The organism is Pseudoalteromonas luteoviolacea (assembly GCF_021654285.1).
Lineage (GTDB): Bacteria > Pseudomonadota > Gammaproteobacteria > Enterobacterales > Alteromonadaceae > Pseudoalteromonas > Pseudoalteromonas luteoviolacea_J.
In genome coordinates this window covers 1-22,778 of record NZ_JAKFZS010000010.1, presented here as the reverse complement: position 1 = coordinate 22,778, position 22,778 = coordinate 1, and the positions used below count along the sequence as shown (strand labels likewise).

The 22,778-nt window shown below is 42.5% G+C and carries 24 protein-coding genes; 11 read left to right on the top strand and 13 right to left on the bottom strand.

What is annotated here, in order from left to right; all coding sequences use genetic code 11:
• Positions 1-15: 15 nt before the first annotated feature.
• Positions 16-945 carry a sodium-dependent bicarbonate transport family permease gene (locus L1077_RS11030; protein WP_237136900.1) on the bottom strand — a complete coding sequence of 310 codons (930 nt, stop codon included), beginning with the start codon at positions 943-945 and terminating at the stop codon, positions 16-18.
• A 3-nt stretch (positions 946-948) separates the two neighbouring features.
• Positions 949-1,161 (bottom strand): hypothetical protein, encoded by a 213-nt coding sequence (locus L1077_RS11025; RefSeq protein WP_237136899.1) that lies wholly within the window; start codon positions 1,159-1,161, stop codon positions 949-951.
• 112 nt (positions 1,162-1,273) lie between these two features.
• Between L1077_RS11025 and L1077_RS11020 the strand changes: the two genes are divergently transcribed.
• Both L1077_RS11020 and L1077_RS11015 read left to right on the top strand, forming a co-directional pair.
• Positions 1,274-2,206, top strand: coding sequence for a LysR family transcriptional regulator (locus L1077_RS11020; protein ID WP_237136898.1), 933 nt, complete (start codon positions 1,274-1,276; stop codon positions 2,204-2,206).
• A gap of 92 nt (positions 2,207-2,298) precedes the next feature.
• Positions 2,299-3,183 carry a spondin domain-containing protein gene (locus L1077_RS11015; protein WP_237136897.1) on the top strand — a complete coding sequence of 295 codons (885 nt, stop codon included), beginning with the start codon at positions 2,299-2,301 and terminating at the stop codon, positions 3,181-3,183.
• 32 nt (positions 3,184-3,215) lie between these two features.
• On the opposite strand, the gene L1077_RS11010 is transcribed toward L1077_RS11015, so the two are convergent.
• Positions 3,216-4,136: a LysR family transcriptional regulator gene (locus L1077_RS11010; RefSeq protein ID WP_237136896.1), complete on the bottom strand. Its 921-nt coding sequence runs from the start codon at positions 4,134-4,136 to the stop codon at positions 3,216-3,218.
• Between the two features lie 111 nt (positions 4,137-4,247).
• Here L1077_RS11010 and chrA point away from each other — a divergent pair, with 111 nt between their 5' ends.
• Together chrA and L1077_RS11000 are read left to right on the top strand one after the other, a co-directional pair.
• Complete coding sequence (chrA, locus tag L1077_RS11005; RefSeq protein ID WP_237136895.1) at positions 4,248-5,393, top strand: chromate efflux transporter; 1,146 nt, start codon at positions 4,248-4,250, stop codon at positions 5,391-5,393.
• Between the two features lie 199 nt (positions 5,394-5,592).
• Positions 5,593-5,895, top strand: a complete 303-nt coding sequence (locus L1077_RS11000; RefSeq protein ID WP_237136894.1) for a hypothetical protein — start codon at positions 5,593-5,595, stop codon at positions 5,893-5,895.
• A gap of 3 nt (positions 5,896-5,898) precedes the next feature.
• Here L1077_RS11000 and sdhD read toward each other — a convergent pair whose 3' ends face one another.
• From sdhD to L1077_RS10985, 3 genes are all read right to left on the bottom strand, one after another.
• A complete protein-coding gene (gene sdhD / locus L1077_RS10995; RefSeq protein WP_237136893.1) occupies positions 5,899-6,237 on the bottom strand; it encodes a succinate dehydrogenase, hydrophobic membrane anchor protein in 339 nt (112 codons plus the stop codon).
• Positions 6,228-6,608 carry a succinate dehydrogenase, cytochrome b556 subunit gene (gene sdhC, locus L1077_RS10990; protein WP_237136892.1) on the bottom strand — a complete coding sequence of 127 codons (381 nt, stop codon included), beginning with the start codon at positions 6,606-6,608 and terminating at the stop codon, positions 6,228-6,230. Before sdhC ends, sdhD begins: the two co-directional genes overlap by 10 nt.
• Positions 6,609-6,776: 168 nt before the next feature.
• Complete coding sequence (locus L1077_RS10985; protein WP_237136891.1) at positions 6,777-8,333, bottom strand: AbgT family transporter; 1,557 nt, start codon at positions 8,331-8,333, stop codon at positions 6,777-6,779.
• Positions 8,334-8,689: 356 nt separating this feature from the next.
• Here L1077_RS10985 and L1077_RS10980 point away from each other — a divergent pair, with 356 nt between their 5' ends.
• A complete protein-coding gene (locus tag L1077_RS10980) occupies positions 8,690-9,802 on the top strand; it encodes a hypothetical protein (RefSeq protein ID WP_237136890.1) in 1,113 nt (370 codons plus the stop codon).
• 73 nt (positions 9,803-9,875) lie between these two features.
• On the opposite strand, the gene L1077_RS10975 is transcribed toward L1077_RS10980, so the two are convergent.
• The gene (locus L1077_RS10975; RefSeq protein ID WP_063362569.1) at positions 9,876-10,124 is read right to left on the bottom strand and encodes a hypothetical protein; all 249 of its coding nucleotides are present in this window, start codon (positions 10,122-10,124) and stop codon (positions 9,876-9,878) included.
• Positions 10,125-10,374: 250 nt separating this feature from the next.
• On the opposite strand from L1077_RS10975, the gene L1077_RS10970 reads away from it, so the two are divergent.
• Positions 10,375-11,070 (top strand): VC0807 family protein, encoded by a 696-nt coding sequence (locus tag L1077_RS10970; protein ID WP_237136889.1) that lies wholly within the window; start codon positions 10,375-10,377, stop codon positions 11,068-11,070.
• A 50-nt stretch (positions 11,071-11,120) separates the two neighbouring features.
• On the opposite strand, the gene argA is transcribed toward L1077_RS10970, so the two are convergent.
• Complete coding sequence (gene argA / locus L1077_RS10965; RefSeq protein WP_237136888.1) at positions 11,121-12,470, bottom strand: amino-acid N-acetyltransferase; 1,350 nt, start codon at positions 12,468-12,470, stop codon at positions 11,121-11,123.
• 403 nt (positions 12,471-12,873) lie between these two features.
• Between argA and L1077_RS10960 the strand changes: the two genes are divergently transcribed.
• The 3 genes from L1077_RS10960 (at position 12,874) to L1077_RS10950 (ending at position 14,059) form a co-directional block, all read left to right on the top strand.
• Entirely contained in the window at positions 12,874-13,101 is a 228-nt protein-coding gene (locus L1077_RS10960) for a hypothetical protein (RefSeq protein WP_063362567.1), read from the top strand.
• Between the two features lie 279 nt (positions 13,102-13,380).
• Positions 13,381-13,608, top strand: a complete 228-nt coding sequence (locus tag L1077_RS10955) for a hypothetical protein (protein WP_237136887.1) — start codon at positions 13,381-13,383, stop codon at positions 13,606-13,608.
• Positions 13,609-13,669: 61 nt separating this feature from the next.
• The gene (locus L1077_RS10950; protein ID WP_237136886.1) at positions 13,670-14,059 is read left to right on the top strand and encodes a glutaredoxin family protein; all 390 of its coding nucleotides are present in this window, start codon (positions 13,670-13,672) and stop codon (positions 14,057-14,059) included.
• Positions 14,060-14,184: 125 nt separating this feature from the next.
• Here L1077_RS10950 and L1077_RS10945 read toward each other — a convergent pair whose 3' ends face one another.
• Positions 14,185-15,654, bottom strand: coding sequence for an FAD-binding oxidoreductase (locus L1077_RS10945; protein ID WP_237136885.1), 1,470 nt, complete (start codon positions 15,652-15,654; stop codon positions 14,185-14,187).
• A 78-nt stretch (positions 15,655-15,732) separates the two neighbouring features.
• Positions 15,733-17,250 carry a LytR/AlgR family response regulator transcription factor gene (locus L1077_RS10940; RefSeq protein ID WP_237136884.1) on the bottom strand — a complete coding sequence of 506 codons (1,518 nt, stop codon included), beginning with the start codon at positions 17,248-17,250 and terminating at the stop codon, positions 15,733-15,735.
• Between the two features lie 147 nt (positions 17,251-17,397).
• On the opposite strand from L1077_RS10940, the gene L1077_RS10935 reads away from it, so the two are divergent.
• Positions 17,398-18,870 carry an alpha/beta fold hydrolase gene (locus L1077_RS10935; RefSeq protein WP_237136883.1) on the top strand — a complete coding sequence of 491 codons (1,473 nt, stop codon included), beginning with the start codon at positions 17,398-17,400 and terminating at the stop codon, positions 18,868-18,870.
• 86 nt (positions 18,871-18,956) lie between these two features.
• Here L1077_RS10935 and L1077_RS10930 read toward each other — a convergent pair whose 3' ends face one another.
• The 3 genes from L1077_RS10930 to L1077_RS10920 form a co-directional block, all read right to left on the bottom strand.
• The gene (locus tag L1077_RS10930) at positions 18,957-19,520 is read right to left on the bottom strand and encodes a hypothetical protein (RefSeq protein ID WP_237136882.1); all 564 of its coding nucleotides are present in this window, start codon (positions 19,518-19,520) and stop codon (positions 18,957-18,959) included.
• Between the two features lie 130 nt (positions 19,521-19,650).
• On the bottom strand, positions 19,651-20,268 hold the full coding sequence (locus L1077_RS10925; protein WP_237136881.1) for a response regulator: 618 nt from the start codon (positions 20,266-20,268) through the stop codon (positions 19,651-19,653).
• Entirely contained in the window at positions 20,265-21,389 is a 1,125-nt protein-coding gene (locus tag L1077_RS10920; protein ID WP_237136880.1) for a sensor histidine kinase, read from the bottom strand. Before L1077_RS10920 ends, L1077_RS10925 begins: the two co-directional genes overlap by 4 nt.
• A gap of 157 nt (positions 21,390-21,546) precedes the next feature.
• Here L1077_RS10920 and L1077_RS10915 point away from each other — a divergent pair, with 157 nt between their 5' ends.
• Positions 21,547-22,758 (top strand): acyltransferase family protein, encoded by a 1,212-nt coding sequence (locus L1077_RS10915; RefSeq protein WP_237136879.1) that lies wholly within the window; start codon positions 21,547-21,549, stop codon positions 22,756-22,758.
• The last annotated feature ends 20 nt before the right edge of the window (positions 22,759-22,778 follow it).

Here is a 22,778-nt window from a genome sequence, read left to right as displayed (position 1 = left end):
CAAAATGCTAAACGCTTAAGCACCAAGGTATTGCCCCAAAGCGATGAAAAATGGTACTCCCAACAACACATTGAATGGAAAAGTGATACCCAGTGACGCTGTGATAGACATACCGGCATTGGCTTCTGGCAAGCTCTCTTTCATTGCCGCAGGCACTGCAATATACGAAGCACTCGCCCCCAATACGGCCATCAGTGCAATGCCCCCCGCGCTTAACTCCAATAGCACGCCCAAACCAGTCCCAGCTAAGCCACCTAACATTGGCATCAATATCGCAAAACTGATTAAAAACAAACTGTTCTTCTTTAAAGTACCTAATTGCTCACCTGCCACCAAGCCCATTTTTAGTAAGAATAGCGCTAATACGCCTGAGAATAGCTCAACAAAAAATGGCGTGAGTTTTTGTACGCTATCGCCGCCAACAAAACCAATCACCAAGCTGCCCACCATGAGTAAAATACTTTGATTAGCCACCAGCTCTTTCTTAATAAAAGCACGGTTTATGACCTTTAAGTTACCTTTAGCGAGTACTAATCCAACCAAGATCGCTGGCATCTCTAACAACACTACAAACAAGGGGAAATAAGCTTCATACGCGATATTACCCGCTTCAAGTAAAGCGACAGCAACTGCATAAGTGGCCACACTGACCGAGCCATAATGCGCAGCAATGGCGCCTGCATTAATTTTATCTAACTGACCAAAGTAGCGTAATAATGGGTAGGCAACGAGCGGCAACAATAAACCAAAGGCCACAACGGCGATAGACATGGTTAATAGCGCAGGATCGACATGCTGCTGTAATGCAATACCGCCTTTTAGACCAATTGCGACCATCAAAAAAAGACTGAGTGTTTTATATAACCCATCAGGAAAGGGGATTTTTGCACCTAATAATTGCGCAATGATCCCAAGTAAAAAAAAAGCGACGACCGCATCTATCATGACCTACTTTGCCTCTTTTAACTGGCTAGACGAGGTGCGCATTGGTGTGTGAGTCTCACGTGAAGACTGTATCAAACTGACAATTGAAAAGCTGAAAATAGATAAAGCCAGCAGAATAAAACCCGTACTGCCATGACCAAGTACACTGCTCAAATACGAAAATGCCAACAGACTTAAGCACGTTATTAAAGGTAATGCCAAACTTTTAAATGTCATAACTCTCTCCTCTGTATTTTTGAAGATTTTACAAAAGTCCAAATATAGATAAAAATAGATAGTAACTAAGGTAATCATAGATAAAACTCTAATTTAAGGATTTAGTTGCAATATGGCTTCAAGATTACATGCCCATATCGGGACTTTTAGACAACTTGAAATCCTCTTAGCGCTACACCAAGGCGGTAGTGTCAAAGCGGCATCAGAAAAGCTATTTTTAACTCAACCGACGGTATCAATGCAGCTAAAAAAACTGGCTGAAGCAATTGGCCTGCCGCTTTATGAACAAGTCGGTAAACAGTTAAAATTTACCGATGCAGGCCTTGCTACCGTTGCGACGGCAAAGCAAATATTGCAAAGTTGCGAAGAGTTGGACATGCACCTCTCGAATCTGAGAGGGCTCAAGTCAGGTACGTTGCGGCTATCCAGCGTCACCACGGCTAAATACTTTATCCCGCATTTACTCGGGCCCTTTTGCGAACGATATCCTGGCATAGATATACAATTTACGGTGGCCAATAGACAGCAAGTCATTGAGCGCCTTGAGCAAGGACTAGATGACTTTTATGTATTCAGCCACCTGCCTGAAGGGCTAGATTTAGAAGTCATTGAATTTATGTCCAATGACTTAGTCGCTATAGCGCCCGCTTCTCATCCATTTAGCCAAAAAGACACCGTGCCCTTAGAAGAGTTTTGCCAAGAGGACTTCCTCATTCGAGAATTAGGTTCGGGAACCCGCTACGCCACAGAAGCATTTTTCAAAAACCAAGCTGTGACGCCAAACATAAAAATGACGATTGCCAGTAATGAAGCCATTATTCATTCCGTATTATCACGTCTTGGGGTTTCCATTTTATCCTCTCATACGCTAGCCTTTGGTGAGATCCATGATGTAAATGTTATCAATGTCGAGTCTTTACCCATTCGATCTAAATGGTCATTTTCATGGACCAAACGCAAAACGCTGTCGCCCATCGCCAGTGTGTTTTTAACGTATGTGGAGACCGAAGGGCGTGAGATCATGCAAAACGCCATTAGAATATAGAAAAGCTCAAAAAAAATACACATGAGTGAAAGTTAATCTCAGTTAGTCAGGTCTGTTGAAAGAATGGTATTTTTAACCGCGAGGAATAAACTATGTCATACCCGCTGAAATTAGCACCACTGTTTATGGTTTTAGGATTAACTGCATGCGGAGGAAGTAGCAGCTCATCACCAACAAACAACAGTAATATGACGGCAGAGAGCTCATCGACCACCTCAAGCCAGACCTCTGCATCTACAGACAGTTCAACTACAGACAGTTCAACTACAGACAGTTCAACTACAGACAGTTCAACTACAGACAGTTCAACTACTGACGGTTCATCCTCTGGCGATTCATCTACAGACGATTCAACAACTCCACCTCCGCCACTTTCTGTGAATTATGAACTCACATTTACTCAAACTTGGGAGCAGAATGTTTTTCCAACCAACTTTCCCAGCAATACACATTTTTCCCCTTTGATTGGATTAACACACAATGATCAAGGGCGTATTTTTCAGCGCGATAGCACTGCGAGTGCAGGTATTGTCAGCATGGCAGAAACAGGCTCAAAAACGCTACTTAAAAGCGAGATAAGTGACATACAGAACCTTGGTCACTCAAGCTACCTGATTGATGAGGCGGGGATCCCCCAGGGCAGTAAAAGTGTGACCTTGACCTTTGAGGCCAGCCAAGCCTACCCTCACCTAAGCATTGTCTCTATGGTTGCACCCAGCCCAGATTGGTTTATTGGAATAGATAGTCTACTGCTTTTTAACGACAACCAATGGATAGATGAGCAAACCATACAGCTTAAAGTGTATGACGCAGGCAGTGACAATGGCGTTACATTTAACGCCGCAAACTCAACCACGGATCCACAAACCGCAATTGCTTTGCTTAATAGCGCAAGAAGCGATACCGACTTTACTGAGGGCGTACATTTTAATAGTGGCGAATATATCGGTTTTATCACCATTAAACGCATGCAATAAAAGTACTTGCCGCCATACAATATGGCGGCAAGTTACTGCTGTGCCATCAGTGACATCAACAATGTTCTAAGCCATATGCTTTTATCATCGACGTTTTTACGTTGGAACCACAGTATCGAAATATCAAAATCCGGCACCCTTATAGGCGGGTCAAAATAACGCAGCTGACTTTGTTCACACGCTACATCAGCCATTTTCTTCGGCACGATTGCGATCAACTTGCGACCTTTGAGCAAGCTTTGAATCGTCATAAAGTTGCGTGTTGCCACCGTGACTTTGCGATTCAATCCCTCAGCTTGCAATGTATCATCAACCCCAGTGGCTAGACGTCCATCCGGGCTGACTAGCGCATGCTCAATATTGGCAAAATCAGATTTTGACAAGCCTTGCTCAAATGCAATGCAATGCGGATCGGCAATACATACATGCCTTTCTGTGTATAAATGCTGGGATTGAAAAGCGGGAGCCGGCGCAGTAATGCTGCCAATGACGATATCAAGTTTTTCCTGCTCAGCCAAAGCAAGATAATTGCTGCGATTGACGTTCACAAAGCTTACCTGCGCCTGTGGTGCTTGTAATCTGATAGCATCAAAAATGGCCGGAGCAAATATAAACTCGGCATAGTCAGTAAGCCCAATACGACAAATACCTTCATAATCAGCGGGATCAAATGGTGCACTGGTTAATAGGTCGTTGCTCACACAATCAAGTAACTTGTTAACCGTTGGGGCTAATTGATGAGCACGCTCTGTGGCCATCATTTTATGTCCTCTGCGCTCAAATAATACATCATCAAACAAGGCGCGTAATCGAGATAAACTATGGCTCATTGCCGATTGGCTCACATAACTTTTTTCAGCGGCAATACTCACACTTTGATATCGATACAAATAAGCAAAAGCTACGAGTAGGTTTAAATCAATATTGCGCCACGGCACATCAGTAAAACTCATCTAAATCCCATATTATTCATATTTACAATCAATACTATTAATTTGATTAATTATAATGCATTTTCTAACCTAGTGGTATTCTCAACAGCTGCATCCAACACGGTGCCAAACATGTTTACCATATTTAAACTTTTTTTTATGCTCGGCTGGGTTAGCTTCGGCGGACCCGCAGCACATATTGGCTACTTTAGACAAACCTTTGTCGAAAAGCTCAAATGGCTTGATGACCAAGAATACGGTCAAGTTGTTGCCTTAAGTCAGTTCTTACCAGGTCCCGGTTCTAGCCAAGTAGGTTTTGCGCTCGGTTACAAACGCGGCGGACTACCAGGTGCGCTCGCAGCCTTTTTAGGCTTTACGCTGCCCTCTGTATTCATCATGATTGGGCTGGCCGTTGTGGCAAGCCAAGTAACGCAGCACTATGTATTTCAAAGCATCGTCCATGGCTTAAAGTTATTGGCCGTCGTCGTTGTTGCTGACGCAGCTTGGGGTATGTACAAAAACTTTTGTAAAAACACCCTCACCACCAGCCTCTGCTTAGTCACCGCCATTGCTTTGCTTATCGCACCCAGTATCTTGATGCAAATCACGGTGCTATCCATCGCAGCTATGATTGGTGCCAGCTATTTAAAAAGCACAGCGACGGAGCAAGTCAATGCCACATTTAAACCAAGCTATGGGCCACTGTGCTTGTTTATTGCGCTGTTGCTTGGATTACCTCTCGCCGCACATATTCTGCCGTCAATTGCTTTATTCAATGACTTTTATCAAGCGGGTAGCTTGGTATTTGGTGGAGGGCATGTTGTACTGCCATTACTGCAGAATATTGTTGGCGATCAGCTTAGCCAAGATGCCTTTTTAACTGGATATGCGGCCGCACAAGCAGTGCCTGGACCCATGTTTACCTTTGCAACCTACATAGGCTATGAGCTACTGCCTAGCAGTCCAATTATGGGCGCACTAATTGCAACCATAGCGGTCTTTTTACCCGGCTTTTTACTGCTTCTCGCGGTACTAAAAAACTGGCAGGCGCTGGCGCAAAAACCAAAAGTAGCAGGTGCACTCACGGGTGTTAACGCTGCGGTTGTCGGCCTATTAGCTGCGGCTTTATATCAACCTGTGTTTATCAGTGCGGTATTTACGCCTATCGATATCGCGTTGGTACTCTTTGGCTTTTTCTTAATGAAGCAAATAAAACTGCCCATCATCTGGCTAGTCATTACTTTCATGTCGGCAGGCGCGCTAATGAGCCTCATCTAATGCCCTCTACTGCAAATAGGGAGGTTTGCAGTTAATTAATACTACTTTAGCGACTTCCTCCCTCAACCTTTATTTGCGCTCTGGCGTATGTGCTCATGGTGACCGAGGACAAAGCCAAATATATCCTTGTTAGGGGTTTTAATTCAGATACAATACGCGTAGACTTGAATGATAACAATTATCATTCAAGTCTACGCGTATGATTAAAGATTTTTCTACTCGAACTTGCCCATGTTGCAACAAACCACTCAAGCTGAGTGATAGGCTGGCATTGCTTAATCGAGAGCCATTGACGTGTAAATACTGTGCAAAGTCATTGAAGCCTAACTTTAGCATTATGCTGATCAATACTTTTTGGCTCAGCACCTGTGTATCAGGACTGATAAAAACCCATACCGAACTCAGTTATGCATGGGCATTATGCGCCGCTTTATTAGCCGTCAGTGTGTTATTACCGGCATTGGATTTGCTCTTCTCACTAGAAGAAGAGCACTCTCAATAAGGCTTAAAGCCAAAGTAGCTTAATGCCAGTAACTATAATGGTGAAGCTCAATACAGCGCAAAGCGTATTAAATAACTTATATACACCTGCACTTTTCACATAGTCACCCGCAATTTGCCATCCAGCTAGTATGCCATTCAAAGCAAAAATAATGACACATAACGTGGTCGCAACTTTGAACCAAATAGGCTCTAAAAAAGCCAGCAAACTTTGGTGATCGGTAACAGGCTGATTAATCAAAAGGCCTATCAAAATCAACGTATATAAAACAATTAAAGCATTACTGAAGCGCTGTAATACCCACTGTTTAGTCCCTGAGCGCGCAATTCCAGTTATAGCCATATCCACACTCCAATTCCAACACTCAATACAATGCCAAGACCAATAGCGACACGGGAAATCATGCAGCCACTTGCCAGCTCTTCAAAGTAACCAAATTCTTGAATGATATGCTTCACTGTACCTAGGCAATAGTAGCCAAGTGCAGTAAGCAATCCCCACACGATGAACTGTGCAAGAAAGTTCTCAGTGAACAAGGCTGATAATGTAGTGAAGTTATCTTGCGATTGAATTGCAAAAATTAATAGTGGCAATAAAACAACCAAAGCTGCCCATACTATGACACCACTGACGCGATGCAAAATAGACGCATAGGCTGTAATAGGGAGCGCCATTGTCTGGATCGCCAAGTTAGTCGGCCGTTCTTTTCTCATATCAAATACCTAAACTTAAACACAACCAAATGCTAACGCAAATCATTACCACTTACAAATTTAGATTAATTAATGTCTAGCTGATTAATTGTTCTAAAGTAAGAAAAATCAGTATTTATATTGAAAAGCAGTGCAGTCGCGGTGCCACTGCACTGGAAATAGAAAGAATTAGAAACCTAGCGGGATATTAAATGCAAAGAAACCAACTAATAGTGAAGTCCAAAACAGTAAAAATGCCACTGAATAAGGAACCATCATCATGATCACGTCACCAAAGCTCAAATCAGGCTTGTACTTACGCATAAAGGCTAAAATAACCCCAGCATAAGTCATCATAGGTGTAATGATATTCGTTGAGGAGTCTGCAACACGGTAAGCCGCAGCAACCAGATCAGGCGTCATCGCTGGGTTTACTTGATACAACATTGGAACGAAGATGGGACCAAGTAGCATCCATTTAGACGTTAACCCACCAACAAACAAGTTGATCAGACCCGTGGTGATCACAAAGCCGATAATAAGAAGGATTGGGAACTCTTGTAAGCCAAGTGCTGATAAGCCACTTGCACCAATATAGGTAATATAAGTGCCTAAACCTGAATACCCTAAAATACCCAAAAAGTTATAACAAAAGAATGTCAGCACTAGGATATAGCCCATGGTGTTCATTTGCGCGATCATCGCTTGTACTACATCCATCAAGCTCTTGAATTTACCTGTTGCCACACCAAATGCAGCACCAACAATGGTAAAAACTAAGGTGATCAATAGGATTACATTGTTCAAATAAGGTGTGACAACTTTACCTGAAGCCGTTTCGTATGGTGCCAATGGCCCTAAAGCAAGTGCAACAACAAGCCCAAGTGATAACAACAAGCCCCAAAACGCCGCTCTTAGTCCTTTTTTCTCTTCTTCAGTTACAGCAAAGTTTGATAGGTCCATGCCCTCTGGTAATTCATAAGGTACATTTTTAAATCGTGGCTCAACAAACTTTTTCGTAACCCATGCACCAATACCTACCAACATAAATGTCGAAACAAAAATAAAGTAATAATGCATAGTAGCTGGCGTAAGCCCCTCACCTGTAGAGGACTCAAATGGCACGCCTTGAGACTCAGCAAAGATTTGCGCATTCAAACCGATGATCACATCAACCGGCGTAGCTGGGATCAAGTTAGCACTAAAACCTGCTGACACACCGGCAAATGCTGCCGCCATCCCAATTAATGGATTCTTTCCAAGCCCTGCATAGAGTAAGCCTGCCAATGGGATTAAAATTAAGTAGCCAGCGTCAGTCGCAATGGAACTCATGATCCCCAAAAAAATCAAAGCCGGTGCTAAGTAAGTGTCTTTTAGACGAGTACCTAGTTTTTTGATAATCGCATTAAACAGCCCTGAGCTTTCTGCAACACCTACACCCAGCATAACAATTAGGATCACGCCTAAAATGCCATTGCCAAAGCCTAGCCAGTTTTGCAGTAATGCATTATCAAAAAACCAAACAACATGTTCAGCATCAGTCATATTTTTGATGGTATGCGTGATTGGGCTACCATCGGCACCTTGGATTTCGAATGTTAACCCGCCGATCATAGCCGTCAGCGCAAATGCACCAACTATAAACCACATAAAAATAATAATGGGATCTGGAATTTTTTTACCTGCTTTTTCAATGAATGATATCACCCCACCGCCATTCATTTTTGCTGTATCAGTCGCTGACACTTAACCTCCTCAGTATTAAAAAATTTATAATTAGCTGTACTTTCACAAGGTACAAACATGGCATTCTACTCAATTTTTACTCAATTGAGAAAATTTTTAGTTGAATAGCGCTTTTAATGAGTTTGAACAACCAATGAATAATATATTTCAACTTAGGTACTATCGTTCTAAACATTAATTTTTTTAATGAAATACTTTCTACCCTTTCAGCCAGTCAAACGAACAAAACACCTAAACCCATGAATTAAATAAATTTAATAAAATCATAATCTAAAATAAGCAATGTTCAATAAGTAAACAGTTTACAAACTTTTCAATTAGTGTTGTTATAAAAAAGGAACAAAAAGGAAATAAACATGAAAAAAACAAATAAAATATGTACTTTGTCCCTGCTTGCTTTGGCCTGTTTTAATGTAAATGCAAGTCCTACTAAAAATATTAGCCTGCCAGGAGACTGGTTAGGTGAATACCCAAAAGTGGAACATTTTGTTCCCGCATACAATGCTGGTTATTGGAACACAGGGAATGCTCACCAGTGGTATAACAACTGCTATAACTATGCTGCAAATCGCACTTCACCTACCAATGCTAAATCTCAACCGGGCTATGCCAGTGGACATAGAGGCTTTGATTCGAACAGACGCTCTTGTGCGGGTGTTATGGAAGGTGCTAGAAGAGATGGTTTTACGCCAGTCCCCCGCTCTCAATGGGCAAGTAAAAAAGCCGACACGAGCGGTACCAAAACGCTCATGGCTTTAGTACTGGCACCAAATAGAGACTATCACTGGTACCGTAGAGATGGTAATGGTAAATGGTCTCATAAACCAGGGAGTACAGCCGTGACTAACTTAGATAATTCTGGCCGCATCATTACGGATCCGGAAAGGGCTGATCGCGGGATATACACGACATTTTGCGGTTATTATGAAGGGCAATCATCTATTTTACTACATCGCTTACAGATCTACATTACGCAGAACCGTGGTCGGACTTATGTAACAGGCCAGTTCAGAGCCAGATCTAATGACTCTCTCAACCCAAGCCTTGCAAACACCGTAGAGCAACCACAGTCGACTGTCACACTGCTTAAATACTCAGGTCGTGAAAACCCATCCGTACCCATTTCACAACTTGATGATTATTTAAAATACCGTCTCTCTGAAGTCGCAGCGTTGCAAGAGACGTCCATTATTCGTAAAGAAGTAGCACAACCAAGTGAACCTCTGCTACCAGGAAAACTAGGTTATTCTGGGATATTAATCGATGATGTTGAGGGCATTTATTTTAATGCAGGTGACAAAGTGCTCCTTAGTAATGAGCAAGTGAAAATACTTAGTCAAAATAATGAATTCACTCATTCACGTATAGCATCAGCGCAAAGCGCAGAAGGCTCATCAGGATTTACCAAGTCTTCACTACTTGATCTTTCTTTAGAACAAGACCTAATAAACTTTATTGAAGCAAAATAGTAGTACGATGGGGGTAGCTACCCCCATTTATTATGACCTGAAAAAATTGTAAAAATCGCTTTCAAAGTGGCGATCAATGACGTTTTCTAGGCCCCATTCGCACCAAGTCTTTACCATTTTCAAATACATCTTGGGTTACCCAACGACCTAGTAACAGTTGATGCTTATCATCAAGCACGGCAACAAATGGACGACCATTACTATTATGCGTGGCTAATGCAACCCCTTCGACGTTTTCTAAACCTAGTCCACCGTTTTCAACTAACAGTAAAAATGCTTCTAATTCTGCTAAGCTCGTTATTTCATCTTGATCAGTGATCATATCTATTTACTCTCTTAATGCTCTGTTTTACTTATTGGTTATCATTATTTGAATTGATAACACAAGCACATAGGTCTTTAAGGCCATTATATCCCGCATTATGCGCACCAGCCACTTCGGCATTTATAGGCTGAGCATCAAAACGCCTAAAAAGTATGATTAAAGTATCACAATCCATCATTGGGATTGCCGCGCAACCCACTCTTGCCGTACACTCATGACCATTAATGCATTTATTTTTGAGGTTGTAATGGCTGAACCTGACAATAAACCTTCTGGCTTCTTTAGTCAGATGCTATTTAACATCATACTCCCAGTTGTGATCCTGACGCGATTTTCTGGAGAGGAACATTTAGGCCCATCTCTTGGTGTCATTGTCGCTTTAGCTTTCCCGGTCGGTTTTGGCCTATGGGAACGTAAAAAAACAGGCAAGTTTAACTTTATATCCGGTTTAGGGATCGTGTCTGTGTTATTAACAGGCGGTATCAGTTTGCTCGAGCTAGATGCAAAATATATTGCTATCAAAGAAGCCTTGATCCCAGGTGTGATAGGGGTTGCCATTGTGGTAAGTCAATATACTAAATACCCATTATTAAAAACCATGCTGTTTAATGAAAATGTCATGGACATCCCCAAAATTGACTCTGCGTTAAAAGAGAAAGGAAATTTAGACAAACTGCCTAAAGTACAAATTGTTGCGTCAAATATTTTGGCAGGCTCATTCTTTTTATCTTCAGTACTGAACTATGCACTTGCAAAAATGATTGTCGTTAGTCCAGCAGGCACCGAAGCCTACAACAATGAATTAGGTCGCATGACCGCATTGAGTTATCCAGTTATCGTGCTGCCCACCATGGTGATTTTCTTCGTTGCACTTTATTACCTCATTAACTCACTGAAAAAGCTCACTGGGTTAAAAATGGAAGACATGTTTATTGAACAATAAACCAAATGTATAGCATGTTGACGTGAAAGGGGCCTAACTAGGCCCCTTTTTCATACCCTTTCTCTGTTTTTAGGTAACCGAGTCAAGTCTAACTTCAAAACTTTAGAGCGCCGCTGATAGTTGTATAGCGACTTTTTCTTCGCTGGTAAATCTTCAATGCTTGCACAGTCAAAGCCCTGCTCTAAAAACCAATGAATGCTGCGCGTAGTGAGCGCAAATAGAGCTTTATAGCCTTTACGACGAGCTTTATTAATGACAGAACGCAGTAAAAAGCTGCCTCTGTCAGCATCGCGGTATTGGGGATGAACGGCTAAACTGGCAAACTCCCCAACCTGTTCCTCAGCAAATGGATAAAGTGCTGCGCAGGCAATGATCACGCCATCCCGCTCAATGACTGTGAATTGCTCAATCTCCATCTCAAGCTGCTCTCGAGAGCGTCTAACTAAATACCCTTGTTCTTCCAGAGGCCTTAGTAAATTCAAGACACCATTAATGTCTGAAATAGTCGCACTACGCAATTGCTCAGAGCTTTGCGGCGCTATCTGCGTTCCGATCCCATCGAGAGAAAATAGCTCTTGTAGTAAAGCGCCATCCTCTTGATAACTAACAAGGTGGCAGCGATGCACCCCACCGCGGCATGCATCAATTGCGGCTTGCAAAAATACCGCTGCGCTTTTACAAGGTGAGTTGCCACCATGTTCTGTGGCTAACAACTGTTCCGCTTCATTCGGCATTAATTCAGCGACGGCTTCACCATGTTCATCTAAGATGCCTGCTTCATGACAAAATCCAAGCATTTTGTCTGCATCAAGACGCAAAGCAACTTGAGTTGCTATCTCCTCTGCGGTTAAGTTAAAACTCTCTCCTGTCACAGAGGCTGAAATAGGTCCAAGTAAAACAATACTATTGTTGTCCAGCTGATGACGAATGCCCTCAACATCAATGCGCCTTACGCGACCGGAGTGGTGATAATCAACACCTTCATCAATACCAATCGGTTGCGCAATCACAAAGTTACCACTAACAACATTCAGTGATGTGCCCGACATTGGCGTACTGCTCAATGACATGGACAACATTGCGGTAATATCAAGCTGCATTGCACCGCTGACTTGCTTGATTATCTGTAATGAATCACTGTCAGTGACGCGGATCTCATTATGAAATTCACTGTGGACCCCAGCATTAGCCAATGCAGTATCAAATTGAGGCCTTGCCCCAAACACCAACACAATTTTAATACCTAGGCTAGTTAACAGGGCCACATCATTAATAATGCTGCGATAACCAGGCTGATCAACAGCCTCCCCGCCAAGCATGACGACAAATGTTTTACCACGGTGAGCATTCACATAAGGGGTAGATTGACGAAAACCATCGACAAGTTCAGTAGTACGCACGAGCTAGTTACCTTTTTAGCACTGACAAATCACAATCACATAGCGCTTTATCATAAGGAATTAAAAGTCAAAATAAAAGAATTTTTATTCTTAAAATGTGAATTTTAATTCCAGAAAGAGAGTGGTGATTATGGTAATCCTTACAAGTAAAAGCACCATATTCTTTTAAAAACAGCAAACTTTTATAAGTATGGAGTTTATTCAACCAGTTTTTAGTCACCTTACTAAAACGAGCTGACTTAATTATTATTCACAATAATCAAACTCACTATTGACAATGGTAATACCTGAACATTTCTCACTTCTGAAATGACTAATTTGAATTGATCAAAAACACATAGCAGGGTTAGATACACAAATAAGATTAATTATTAACCAACAGTCAAATGATAAAGGAAATAAAATGAACAAGAAATTAGCAACCACAGTGGTAGGTCTAGCAATGGGATTGGGTACTTCGATAGCGGTACTTGCAAGTAATGGTCACGGCTATACACATGGCTGTAATTGGCAGGTACATGGCACTTTAGAAGCATACTGTGGCTACCAAGCTTATGTTTGCCAATGGGGAGGAACCCCTGGGCATAACTGCCGCACTATTAAAGCACAATGCATGATTGATTGCGCATAAACCTAACCTGAGTGATAAGCTAGCTTATCACTCATTCAAATGCATCACGCCCACACGTGAACAAAATAGCCTGATAAATTCATTAGCTCCTTAAATAAATAATGTCATAAACTTAAATTTATTATGCACATTTTTCACTTTAAAAAACTAGGATCCATATATCTCGAATATATATGAATTTAAATCACCACCTTATTTATTGACAAAAAATACACAAAAACATTACCTTCTCAAAGGTGAACAAATTTCGTTCACTAAAACAATGATAAAGGAAATAACATGAACAAAAAAATCGCAATGGCGGTGATCGGCGCAGCAATGGGACTGGGTACTTCACTTGCTGTATCAGCAAGCAATTTTGCTAATTATACCGATGGATGTAACTGGAAAAGGTTTGGTACATTAGAAAACTACTGTGGTTATCAGTTTTATGTATGTCAGTGGGGTGGTACACCGGGCTATAACTGCCGCACCATTAAAGCTCAATGTATGCGTGACTGTGCATAGTATGCACAACACAGAGCGATAACTGTCGTTATCGCTCACTTGTTTATAAGTAGGTAACCTAATGAATATAATAAAATACCTCGCCTTATTTGTGGTCACTTTAGGACTAGGCTGGTTCGGTGGCACTTATGGCTTACAAGCAGTGCAAAATATTTTCGCCAGCCAACAAATAGAAAAAGGCGATTATGCATTGTATGGGATAAATGAGCAGACACCGGTGAAGCTGTATACAACACAATGGTGCCCGTTTTGTAAAAAAGCCACCGAATATTTAATCAGTCGAAAAATCGAATTTATCAAAGTAGACATTGAGAAAAACCCCGAAGCACTGAAAGAATTTGAAGCATTGGGGGGCGAAGTTTTACCCATTATTTTAGTCTCTGATGGCTTGATCAGAGGCTTTAACGAAGCCGCACTAGAGTCACAATTAAAAAGTAAAAACTTGCTCTAACCTCCTGACCCTAGAAACCTTTTATTCAGCTGAAATATTAAACGTGAAAATGAACAGGCGAGCATGCACCACTCGCCTCACTCAAAATATGTCGTGAAAATCAATCAGCACAGAGCTTGCAAAGATCACTCACTCTTTGGGGTGTAATGCTGTGCCCACAGCTTGTTATTAAAGCGGTTATTGGGGTCGAGACGATGTTTAAGTGCAAAAAACGCCTCTGCATTTGGATAAGCCGAATGAAATTGCGCTGTCGTCGCATGTAATTGATAAGGCAAGTAATAAGTGCCTCCCTCAGCAATGGCTGCGTCAACCAAAGCTCTACTCCAGGTTTGCACCTGCTGCTGCGCATGCTCTGATGTGCCCTGTCGATAATAAACAACAAATGCAAACACCTCTTCTTTTGCCCATGCTAGTAGCGACCCCGTATCCGCATAGGCATGTCGAACAGATACATTAAGGACATTCACCTCATAGCGTGTAAATATATCCGCCATCTTTGTCGAGAAGCGGTCAAAATGCGCAACTGGCACAAAGTACTCCCGCAATGCATACGTGGTGTTTACTCGGCTACTTGGTTCAAGTTCTTTAACATCATAACTCGCCTCAAAATTACGCCACTGAACTACCTCAAACGCATATTGAACTGGGTCAAACAAGTACTGGCGCAGCCACTTGCCAAACTTATAATCAGCAACAAACTCGGCAACTTTAGGTTGCCACCAGTAATTGGTATCTTTGGGGATTAAACGCGTTTGAACACTCAGTGGTTTATCCGATACTAGCCAACTAACACTGTTTACTTGGGTGTAATTTGGTGGGTAAATATCAGCATTATGAAAAATCACACGACTGTCATTTTTAATGTTTTGCTGAAAATAAGCGCTATATTCAGCAATGTTCATTGTCTGGGTTTCTCTGGCGACTTTGACATTTTTAACCAACTCAAGCGTCGCCTCAACAATCACACCTAGTCCACCATAGCCACCAATCACCCCATAAAAAATCTCTGTATTTTCCTTGGCAGAAGCTGTCACGACTAGACCGTCGGCCAATACCACCTTAATAGACTTTACAGAGCGAATGATGGGACCTTCCCCCATATATCGACCGTGAACATTGACGCTTAGAGATCCGCCCACTGTAAAATTGGCATACGTCTGCATGATTTTGATTGATAAGTTTTCTCGGTCTATCACTTCTTGTAAATCCCGCCACCGCATACCGCTTTGTACCGTGATCAGCTGCTGCTCTGGTGCAAAGTGAACAACCTGATTAAGTGCCCTCATGTCTATGTGCAAGCTGTTTTCCTTACCGATTTGGCCACCTTGGCTATACCGACCACCACCAATAGAAATCTCACCGGTACTCGATGTAATCGCTTTTTGCACTTCCTCAATACTGGTGGGCTGAATCACCTTGGCGACTTTAATGGGGTTTAATTGAGTGACGTCATTAATCCAGTTTTTTTCTTGCTTGGGCGTTGGTGGGGTTGTCGAAAAGTCAGCAAATATAAACACAGCAAGTATAGCGAGTGCCACTATGCTCAAAACGACAAGCGCAGCGACGCCTCTAAATATGGTTTTTAATATACTCAAAATAGACATCCTTTTTAAAATAAGCATCCTTTATAAAATCTTCCGTGTACTAATACATTTAGTAATGGCATTGCTAGCCTAACTCACCGACTCCTTGAGCGTTGCCCGCACACTGGGCACCAAGCGGCGGCTCACGGGCACAGACTCACCACCACTGAGCGATAAAATATGCTGGTTATTTGGCCCGCCTAATGTGACGACCTCGTTTAAATTAACTAGGTATGAGCGGTGTGTTTTCACAAAAATTGAAGGCAAAATAGACTCTAACTGCTTTAAGGTACCGGAATAGAGCTTCTCAGTGCCGCCTTTCAAATACAGCTCAACATAATCACCTGCGGCTTTGCAATAGACGATATCCGTCATCGTGACATAATCTGTTTTACCCGCCACCGACAATTCAAGTTTAGTCGGTGTATTCTCTTGCACATTCTGAGCAAGCTTAAACTCCAGCTTTGCGATGTGGGTCTGGTCAAGTGTATTCTGCACTTGTTGCGCGTTGTACTCCCTTGCTTGGCGCACAAACAAGTAAGCCAGCAAAAGGGCAATGATCACAAAATAGATAATTTCATGAAAGCTGACTGTTGCAATACAAATGGTCACAGCCACCACACACTGAACGCCAAACCAAACTAACAGCGATTGTTCGCGACTTTGTCGCCAAAATACTCCAATTTGCAACAAACTAATCAGCAAAGGAATAAATATGCCCGCAGTGGTTTTAACATCAAAGCCCGGTGCAAATGCAAAAATAGTTAAAGATGAAAAACCACCAATATAAATCCAATGCCAAGCACGGCTGCCTGCCACTTTAAACGAACTATAGACCAGTAAAACAATGCCAAATAAAAACGACAACCCTGACACCAAAAGTAACCGGATGTCTTGCCAAGGGTAATCGTAATTCAATAATCCGCGAGACATCTCCACGCTCAGCTGCATAGCACCAAGCAAACATAACGCAGAAAATAATTTAAAATTTCGCCTTCCCTGCTGTCCAAAACTGATACTCAAAAAATATAAAGCGCCAAGTAAAAAAGCCCCAACCAAGATCAGACCAAGACTACTAAATGATTGAATATATTGCTTAGGATCGCCAAATTGGCCAATTCCTAGGTAATGAATGGGATAATTGAGCGTAATTAAACTGTGCTGAGCCGACAGGGCTAAAACCAGTGTATTTTGCGCTTTTAAAAAGTGTTCGGGGACATACAAAACCTCATCCATTTTTCCCGCTTGCTCTGATTTATCCAAAGCGGGCTGACCATTTTGCCCGATAAACACCCCGTTGAGGTAAACGCGAGACGCCGCTTTGGCAAATAAAAACAACCCGTATGGCGGCGCGAGTTCATCCATCCTTGGTGTGCGCTCAAATTGTAATTTCACCCATATCGCTTGGTTTTGCGGGTCAAGTTTTGATAATGGCGTGGTTTTACATTGCGGGCTTAAAAAATCAGGAGGATAAGAAGTAGTGAACGGACAAACCGTCGCTTCCATACTACGAGAAAGAGGCACCAGCTGTTGAGCGCCATAAGCAAAATTGACTACGCCACTCACAAACCATAGCAACACCAAATAAAATATAGAATGATTATTCACAACCGCTTGTTTTTCCTTATACCACTTACCGAAGATCCACTACCGTTCAACCTGTAGCCCTTTAATTTAGGGCCATTCAAAGAAGTTTGCTACCCAGTAAAGTGTCTATTGCGTTTAATAAGCACAGACCAATACAGGAGCAATCTTATGCGATTTACACATCATTTAGTAGCCACTTTAACATTGGCTTGTAGCTTTTATAACACCGCCAATGAGCAAACATCCACTATGCAGCTTTATGAAAACGAAAAACAAATTCAATTCAAAGCAAACAGTGGTGAAACAACGGATGCCGTTGAAGGTCACTTATGGGTACCCGAAAATAGAGCAAATCCGCAAAGCCGTAAAATTAGGATCAACTATGTGCGCTTTCCAGCAACGGGTGAACTATCAGGCCCACCTATCATATATTTATCTGGAGGACCCGGTGGTTCAGGTATTGGCACGGCTAAATGGCGACGCTATCCGCTATTTCAAGCACTCAGAGAATTTGGCGATGTGATAGCCTTAGATCAAAGAGGCACAGGCCTCTCTGAGCAGGCAGCACCTTGCGTATCAAACTATAAAACCCCGTTAGATAAACCCAGTAGCTCAGCGCAAATAACCCAAAGCTACCGCGCTGCTGCAAACGAATGCCTTGCGTCATGGAAATCACAAGGAATTGATATTTATGGATATAACACCATTCAGAACGCGCTAGATATAGATGATATACGCAAGCATTTACACGCTAATAAAGTAACTCTGTGGGGCATTTCATATGGCAGTCACTTAGCCATGGCCGCCATGAAACTGATGCCGAAGCACATTGATAAGGTGATCATGGCCAGTGCGGAAGGACTGAATCAAACCGTCAAGCTCCCTGCGCAAACAGACCTCTATTTCAAAAAGTTACAAACAGTCATCGATCAACAAGCACTAAAAACGGACATACCGAACTTGCCTGCACTGATCAAACGAGTACATGCAAAATTAGATGAAACGCCCATGCAGCTTGCCATACAAAATAGAGATGGTTCTGTTACCAAGCTACTTTTTCAAACTCATCACCTGCAAACACTGGCCAGTAAAATGATAGCGGACCCTAATCACTTCTTAGCAATACTGCTGCATATTTATCTTGGGTTAGATAATGGCAATACTGAGCTATTAAATGCGGTGCTTCAGCGTGGTATGTTTAACGATGAGCCCATCACGTTTAAACTGATGCCACTGGCAATGGATATTGCATCAGGGATCTCCGTTGAGCGCTTAGCACAAGTTAAGCAACAAGCACGTACATCACTACTAGCAGAGCAATTGAACTTCCCTATGCCACACTTGAACATGCTAGATAGCCAACTCGATTTAGGCGATGAATTCAGAACAGAGGTGCAATCCCCAATCCCAACTTTGCTGTTTTCTGGGAGCCTAGATGGTCGCACCTATCCAGACTCGCAAGCGCAAGCAGTTAAGGGCCTTAGCAACCTCACCCATATCACAGTCAATCATGCTGGACATAACTTGTATACCAGCTCACCTGAAGTGCTTGCCCGCATGAAAGCCTTTTTAGCAGGTCGCCATACAAGCAAAGCGCCGATAAACCTGCCATTACCTCAGCTCGTGCTGCCAAAAAGATAAACCAAGCTGCCTAAAACACAAAAGGTTAGGGAATAAAGTGGCCCCTAACCTTTTTTAATGCTCATTGCAGACGCTCAGTACTGGCGCTAATAACACGCTTCCTCTTTTAAGCTGTATGCTTTACCAAGCTTCACTAGTTCAGGAAAGGCAGTCTCTGGCTGGCTTTGCAGCACCTTGATTGGTAAGTTATCCCCTTCGGATAATTTGCTGTATAAAGTTTCACTGTCCAACACGAACTCACTGCTGTGCTCCCCTTTATACTGATATTTAAAACCGACGAAATAAAAGACCTCTTCTTTCTCTATTTTACGTCCGTCGACTTCTTCAATATACGAGTTTACCTCTTCCCGCTTATCAGTGATCACAGCACGAAAATCAATACCACAGAGTTCACAGAGCTTTTTGTTGTAGTAATAACGGATGCTTGATAAACCGGATAACTTCACTATAAAAAAGCTAACACACGTAAATACACAGCCCGCAAAAACTGGCAAAAAAACGATGCCCTCATCATCAGTCCAGCCTACATAAATTAGCAGTACACCTGAGGCGAAAAACCCCAAAATTCCTATAAACAAGAAAACATGCTCAGCAAGTGCTGAGAATAAACATTTGGTTTTAATATTAAGTGGGATCACCTGTTCCGCCATTATTACTTTCTCCTTGTAATTAACTCATCAAAATACTAATGATTTTTTATTACTAAGTCGAATGAATAAAATGAGATGAATAGGCGAGATATAACACTGACTAGGCAATCATTATCATAATGGCAGGAGGCTAGACTAAACCATTGCTTATCGCTTTTAATACCGCTTGCGTACGATCTTTCACTTCAAGTTTGGCGAGTATATTTGACACATGATTACGTATTGTCCCCTCTGAGTTATTTAACGCATGGGCAATGGACTTATTCGCCATTCCTAACGATAAGCACTTTAATACCTGAAGCTCTTTGGCTGTTAATATTACTTGTGGCGCTATCTGCTTTTGCAGCAGATAATCGGTCAGTGCAGGTTGCAGCACTTTTCCCCCAGCAACCACCAGCTTGATGGCATCAATGAGTTCTTCGAGCTCGATGCTTTTCAGTACATAGCCCTTCGCGCCCAGAGCCATCGCTTCGACCAGCACGTCGCAATCTTCAAAGGTCGTGATAATTAACACTTTCGGAGCAAGACAGGCACGTTTTTGTAAGGCAGTTAAGACCCCTAAGCCATCTAACTCAGGCATGCGCATGTCTAAAAGCACCACATCAAAATCTCTGTGTTCAAGTTGTTGCAGTGCCTCTACGCCATTTTGAGCTTGACCATCAACCACAATCTCATCACTTAAATTTAATAGGTTTGCAAGTCCTAGCCGCACAAGCGTCTGATCTTCAACCAACAAACAGGAAATCAATGCTCATCTCCTTGTTCAAGCGGCAAAGAAATCACACTGATTAAACTTCTACCTTCTATCAACTGCTCAAAGTGCCCGTGATGTTGCGCCATACGATCTTTTAACCCAGACAGTCCATTTCCCGCTTTAGGGAGGCTGGACTCAGGCTGATTGTGCCATGCCTTGGCCAATACACTGGGTTTGTTTGATTGACTAACAATGTGAACCTCAAAATGAAACTGATTTGCCTGAGTGTGCTTTAGCGTATTGCTGACCATTTCTTGACAAAAACGTACGATACATAAGGCGTGCTGCTGTGAAATAAGCGTATCCTTTACCTCAACATCTAGACTACACGCCAGTGTTGGCGTCAATGCAAATATGCCCTCTAGCGCCTGTTTTAAAAGAGGTTTATTACTGCGCTGTGTAGACACTATATCTCGCACTTCAGACAGTGCTTGCTGGCTTAATTGATGGCAAGTATTCACGGTTTCAGCCACGCTCTGGGGCGCAGTGCGTTTTACAAAATCAAGATGAATACTCAAAGCGGTAAGTTTATGACCCAGCGAGTCGTGCAGCTCTCGAGAAATATGTTGACGCGTTTGTTGCGCCGACATGGCCCCCATCACATGCTGTGCCGCCTTAAGCTCTTTATAGTTTTGCCGCGATTGATAATGCATATTTAAGCTCTCAACAATGCGGCGGCTCACAAACCAGTTCATGCTACAAAAAAACAGCCAAACAACAAATGTGATCCAAGGGATATCCCCCTGCCACCTATCAGCATGCTCAATGCCATACACACTCATTGCCAAGATGATGGCTGTCATGATTTTCAGCAACGAAAAATGCGGGCTAAATACCGCAGCAAACATCACTAAATGAATAAAAATTAGAGAGGTCGACGTCAATGGGATAAGGGCAAGTATCAACACAAAATACCCTATCGACACAGCAATAACACGCTCATTTGGATGTTTTAACACATAAAATAGGAGCAATAATATCGACAAGCTGATTGGCAGCTGCAACATCAAGGCTATTGGCGAATTAGCAAAATAGGCACAGGCCGAGGTTACACCTAACCACGAGGCGATGGTTGAAAATCGCCAGTCCGTTGTATGTCTTATTTGAGTATCCATTGCCGTTGGGAGGTTATTATTTTTTGCATCATTATTGCAAATATCAAGGGCCAAAAACAGTGACAGATGTCATAGGTAAAATAGACCATTTGTGACTGGTGAAGACAACCCCGTGCACGCTAGCATGTCAACATTCTCAGCATCAAGGAAAGCAAGCATGTCGTCCACACCACGCTTTTATTTTATCGATAACTTACGTTGCATCGCGCTATTACTTGGCGTGCTATTTCATGCAGCTTTGGCCTACAGCCCTTATTTTCACACCATTTGGCTCAGTGCAGATCCCAACAAAGCCTTTATCTTTGATGGCTTAACCCATTGGCTGCACCTATTTCGCATGCCACTCTTTTTTGTCATCGCCGGATTTTGTAGTGCGTTAGTGATAGTCAAACAGGGCAATACGCTATTTATAAAGCACAGGTTAAAACGGATCTTGCTGCCATTTTTGATCTTTTTACCTCTAGTCATTGCATCATTTATTCACGTCCTCAGTTGGGGCGCTGAAATCGCCAAGCCTTTACCGCCTATTTATGCCGCCTTTAGCGCCATGACAGAGCCTCAAGTAAGCACTGCGCATCTATGGTTTTTATGGCTATTAATGCAATTTTGCCTCATACATTGGTCTGTATCCCGTGCAATGAGCGCCTTCAAAGCAAAGCTTCCCCTAATAACACTGCCTTTGTTTGCTTGGGGCCCAGTGTTGGGCTTAGCGTTAGTTGTTATCAGCTTTGCGGCACTGCTTTGGCAACCCACGCCATTTCCAGCACCGGATAAACTTTCTCCTCAACCTTGGGCACTGGCTTTTTATGGCGCATTCTATGTATTTGGCATCATCCTGTATCATCATAAAAGCGCGTTAACACGCTCTGCTGGGGCAATCCTGCCCTTATTATTGGTTGCGATTTTATCGCTCACTGCCTACTTAATTTACTTAACCGATCCCCCCACTATCGAGCAAGTCATCGCAGCGGCAAAGCAAGGCGCATTGACACCAAACGGCAAACAGCATGTATACATCGTCGCCATTCAAGCGGTGGCCATTGTCAGCTGGACAGCCCTAATACTGTTACTTGGCCATCACTTTTTAAATCACGACAATCGCATTAGTCGCTATTTATCCGACGCCTCTTATTGGGTGTATTTAGTTCATGTTCCCGTGCTGCTTTACATACAAATGCCGCTCATAAGTGTGACACTGCCTGCTGGTATCAAGTTTTTTATCAGTGTTGCGGCCACCATGGGCGTGTCACTGCTGAGCTACCATTTTGTTGTCAGGCGCACAGTGATAGGTAGGTTATTAAATGGAAACAAGCAAAAAGTTATGCAACAGAGTGGGATCCGTGGGTCAAAAAGGGCTGTGACAAAGTAAAAATAAGGGGTCATGTAGAC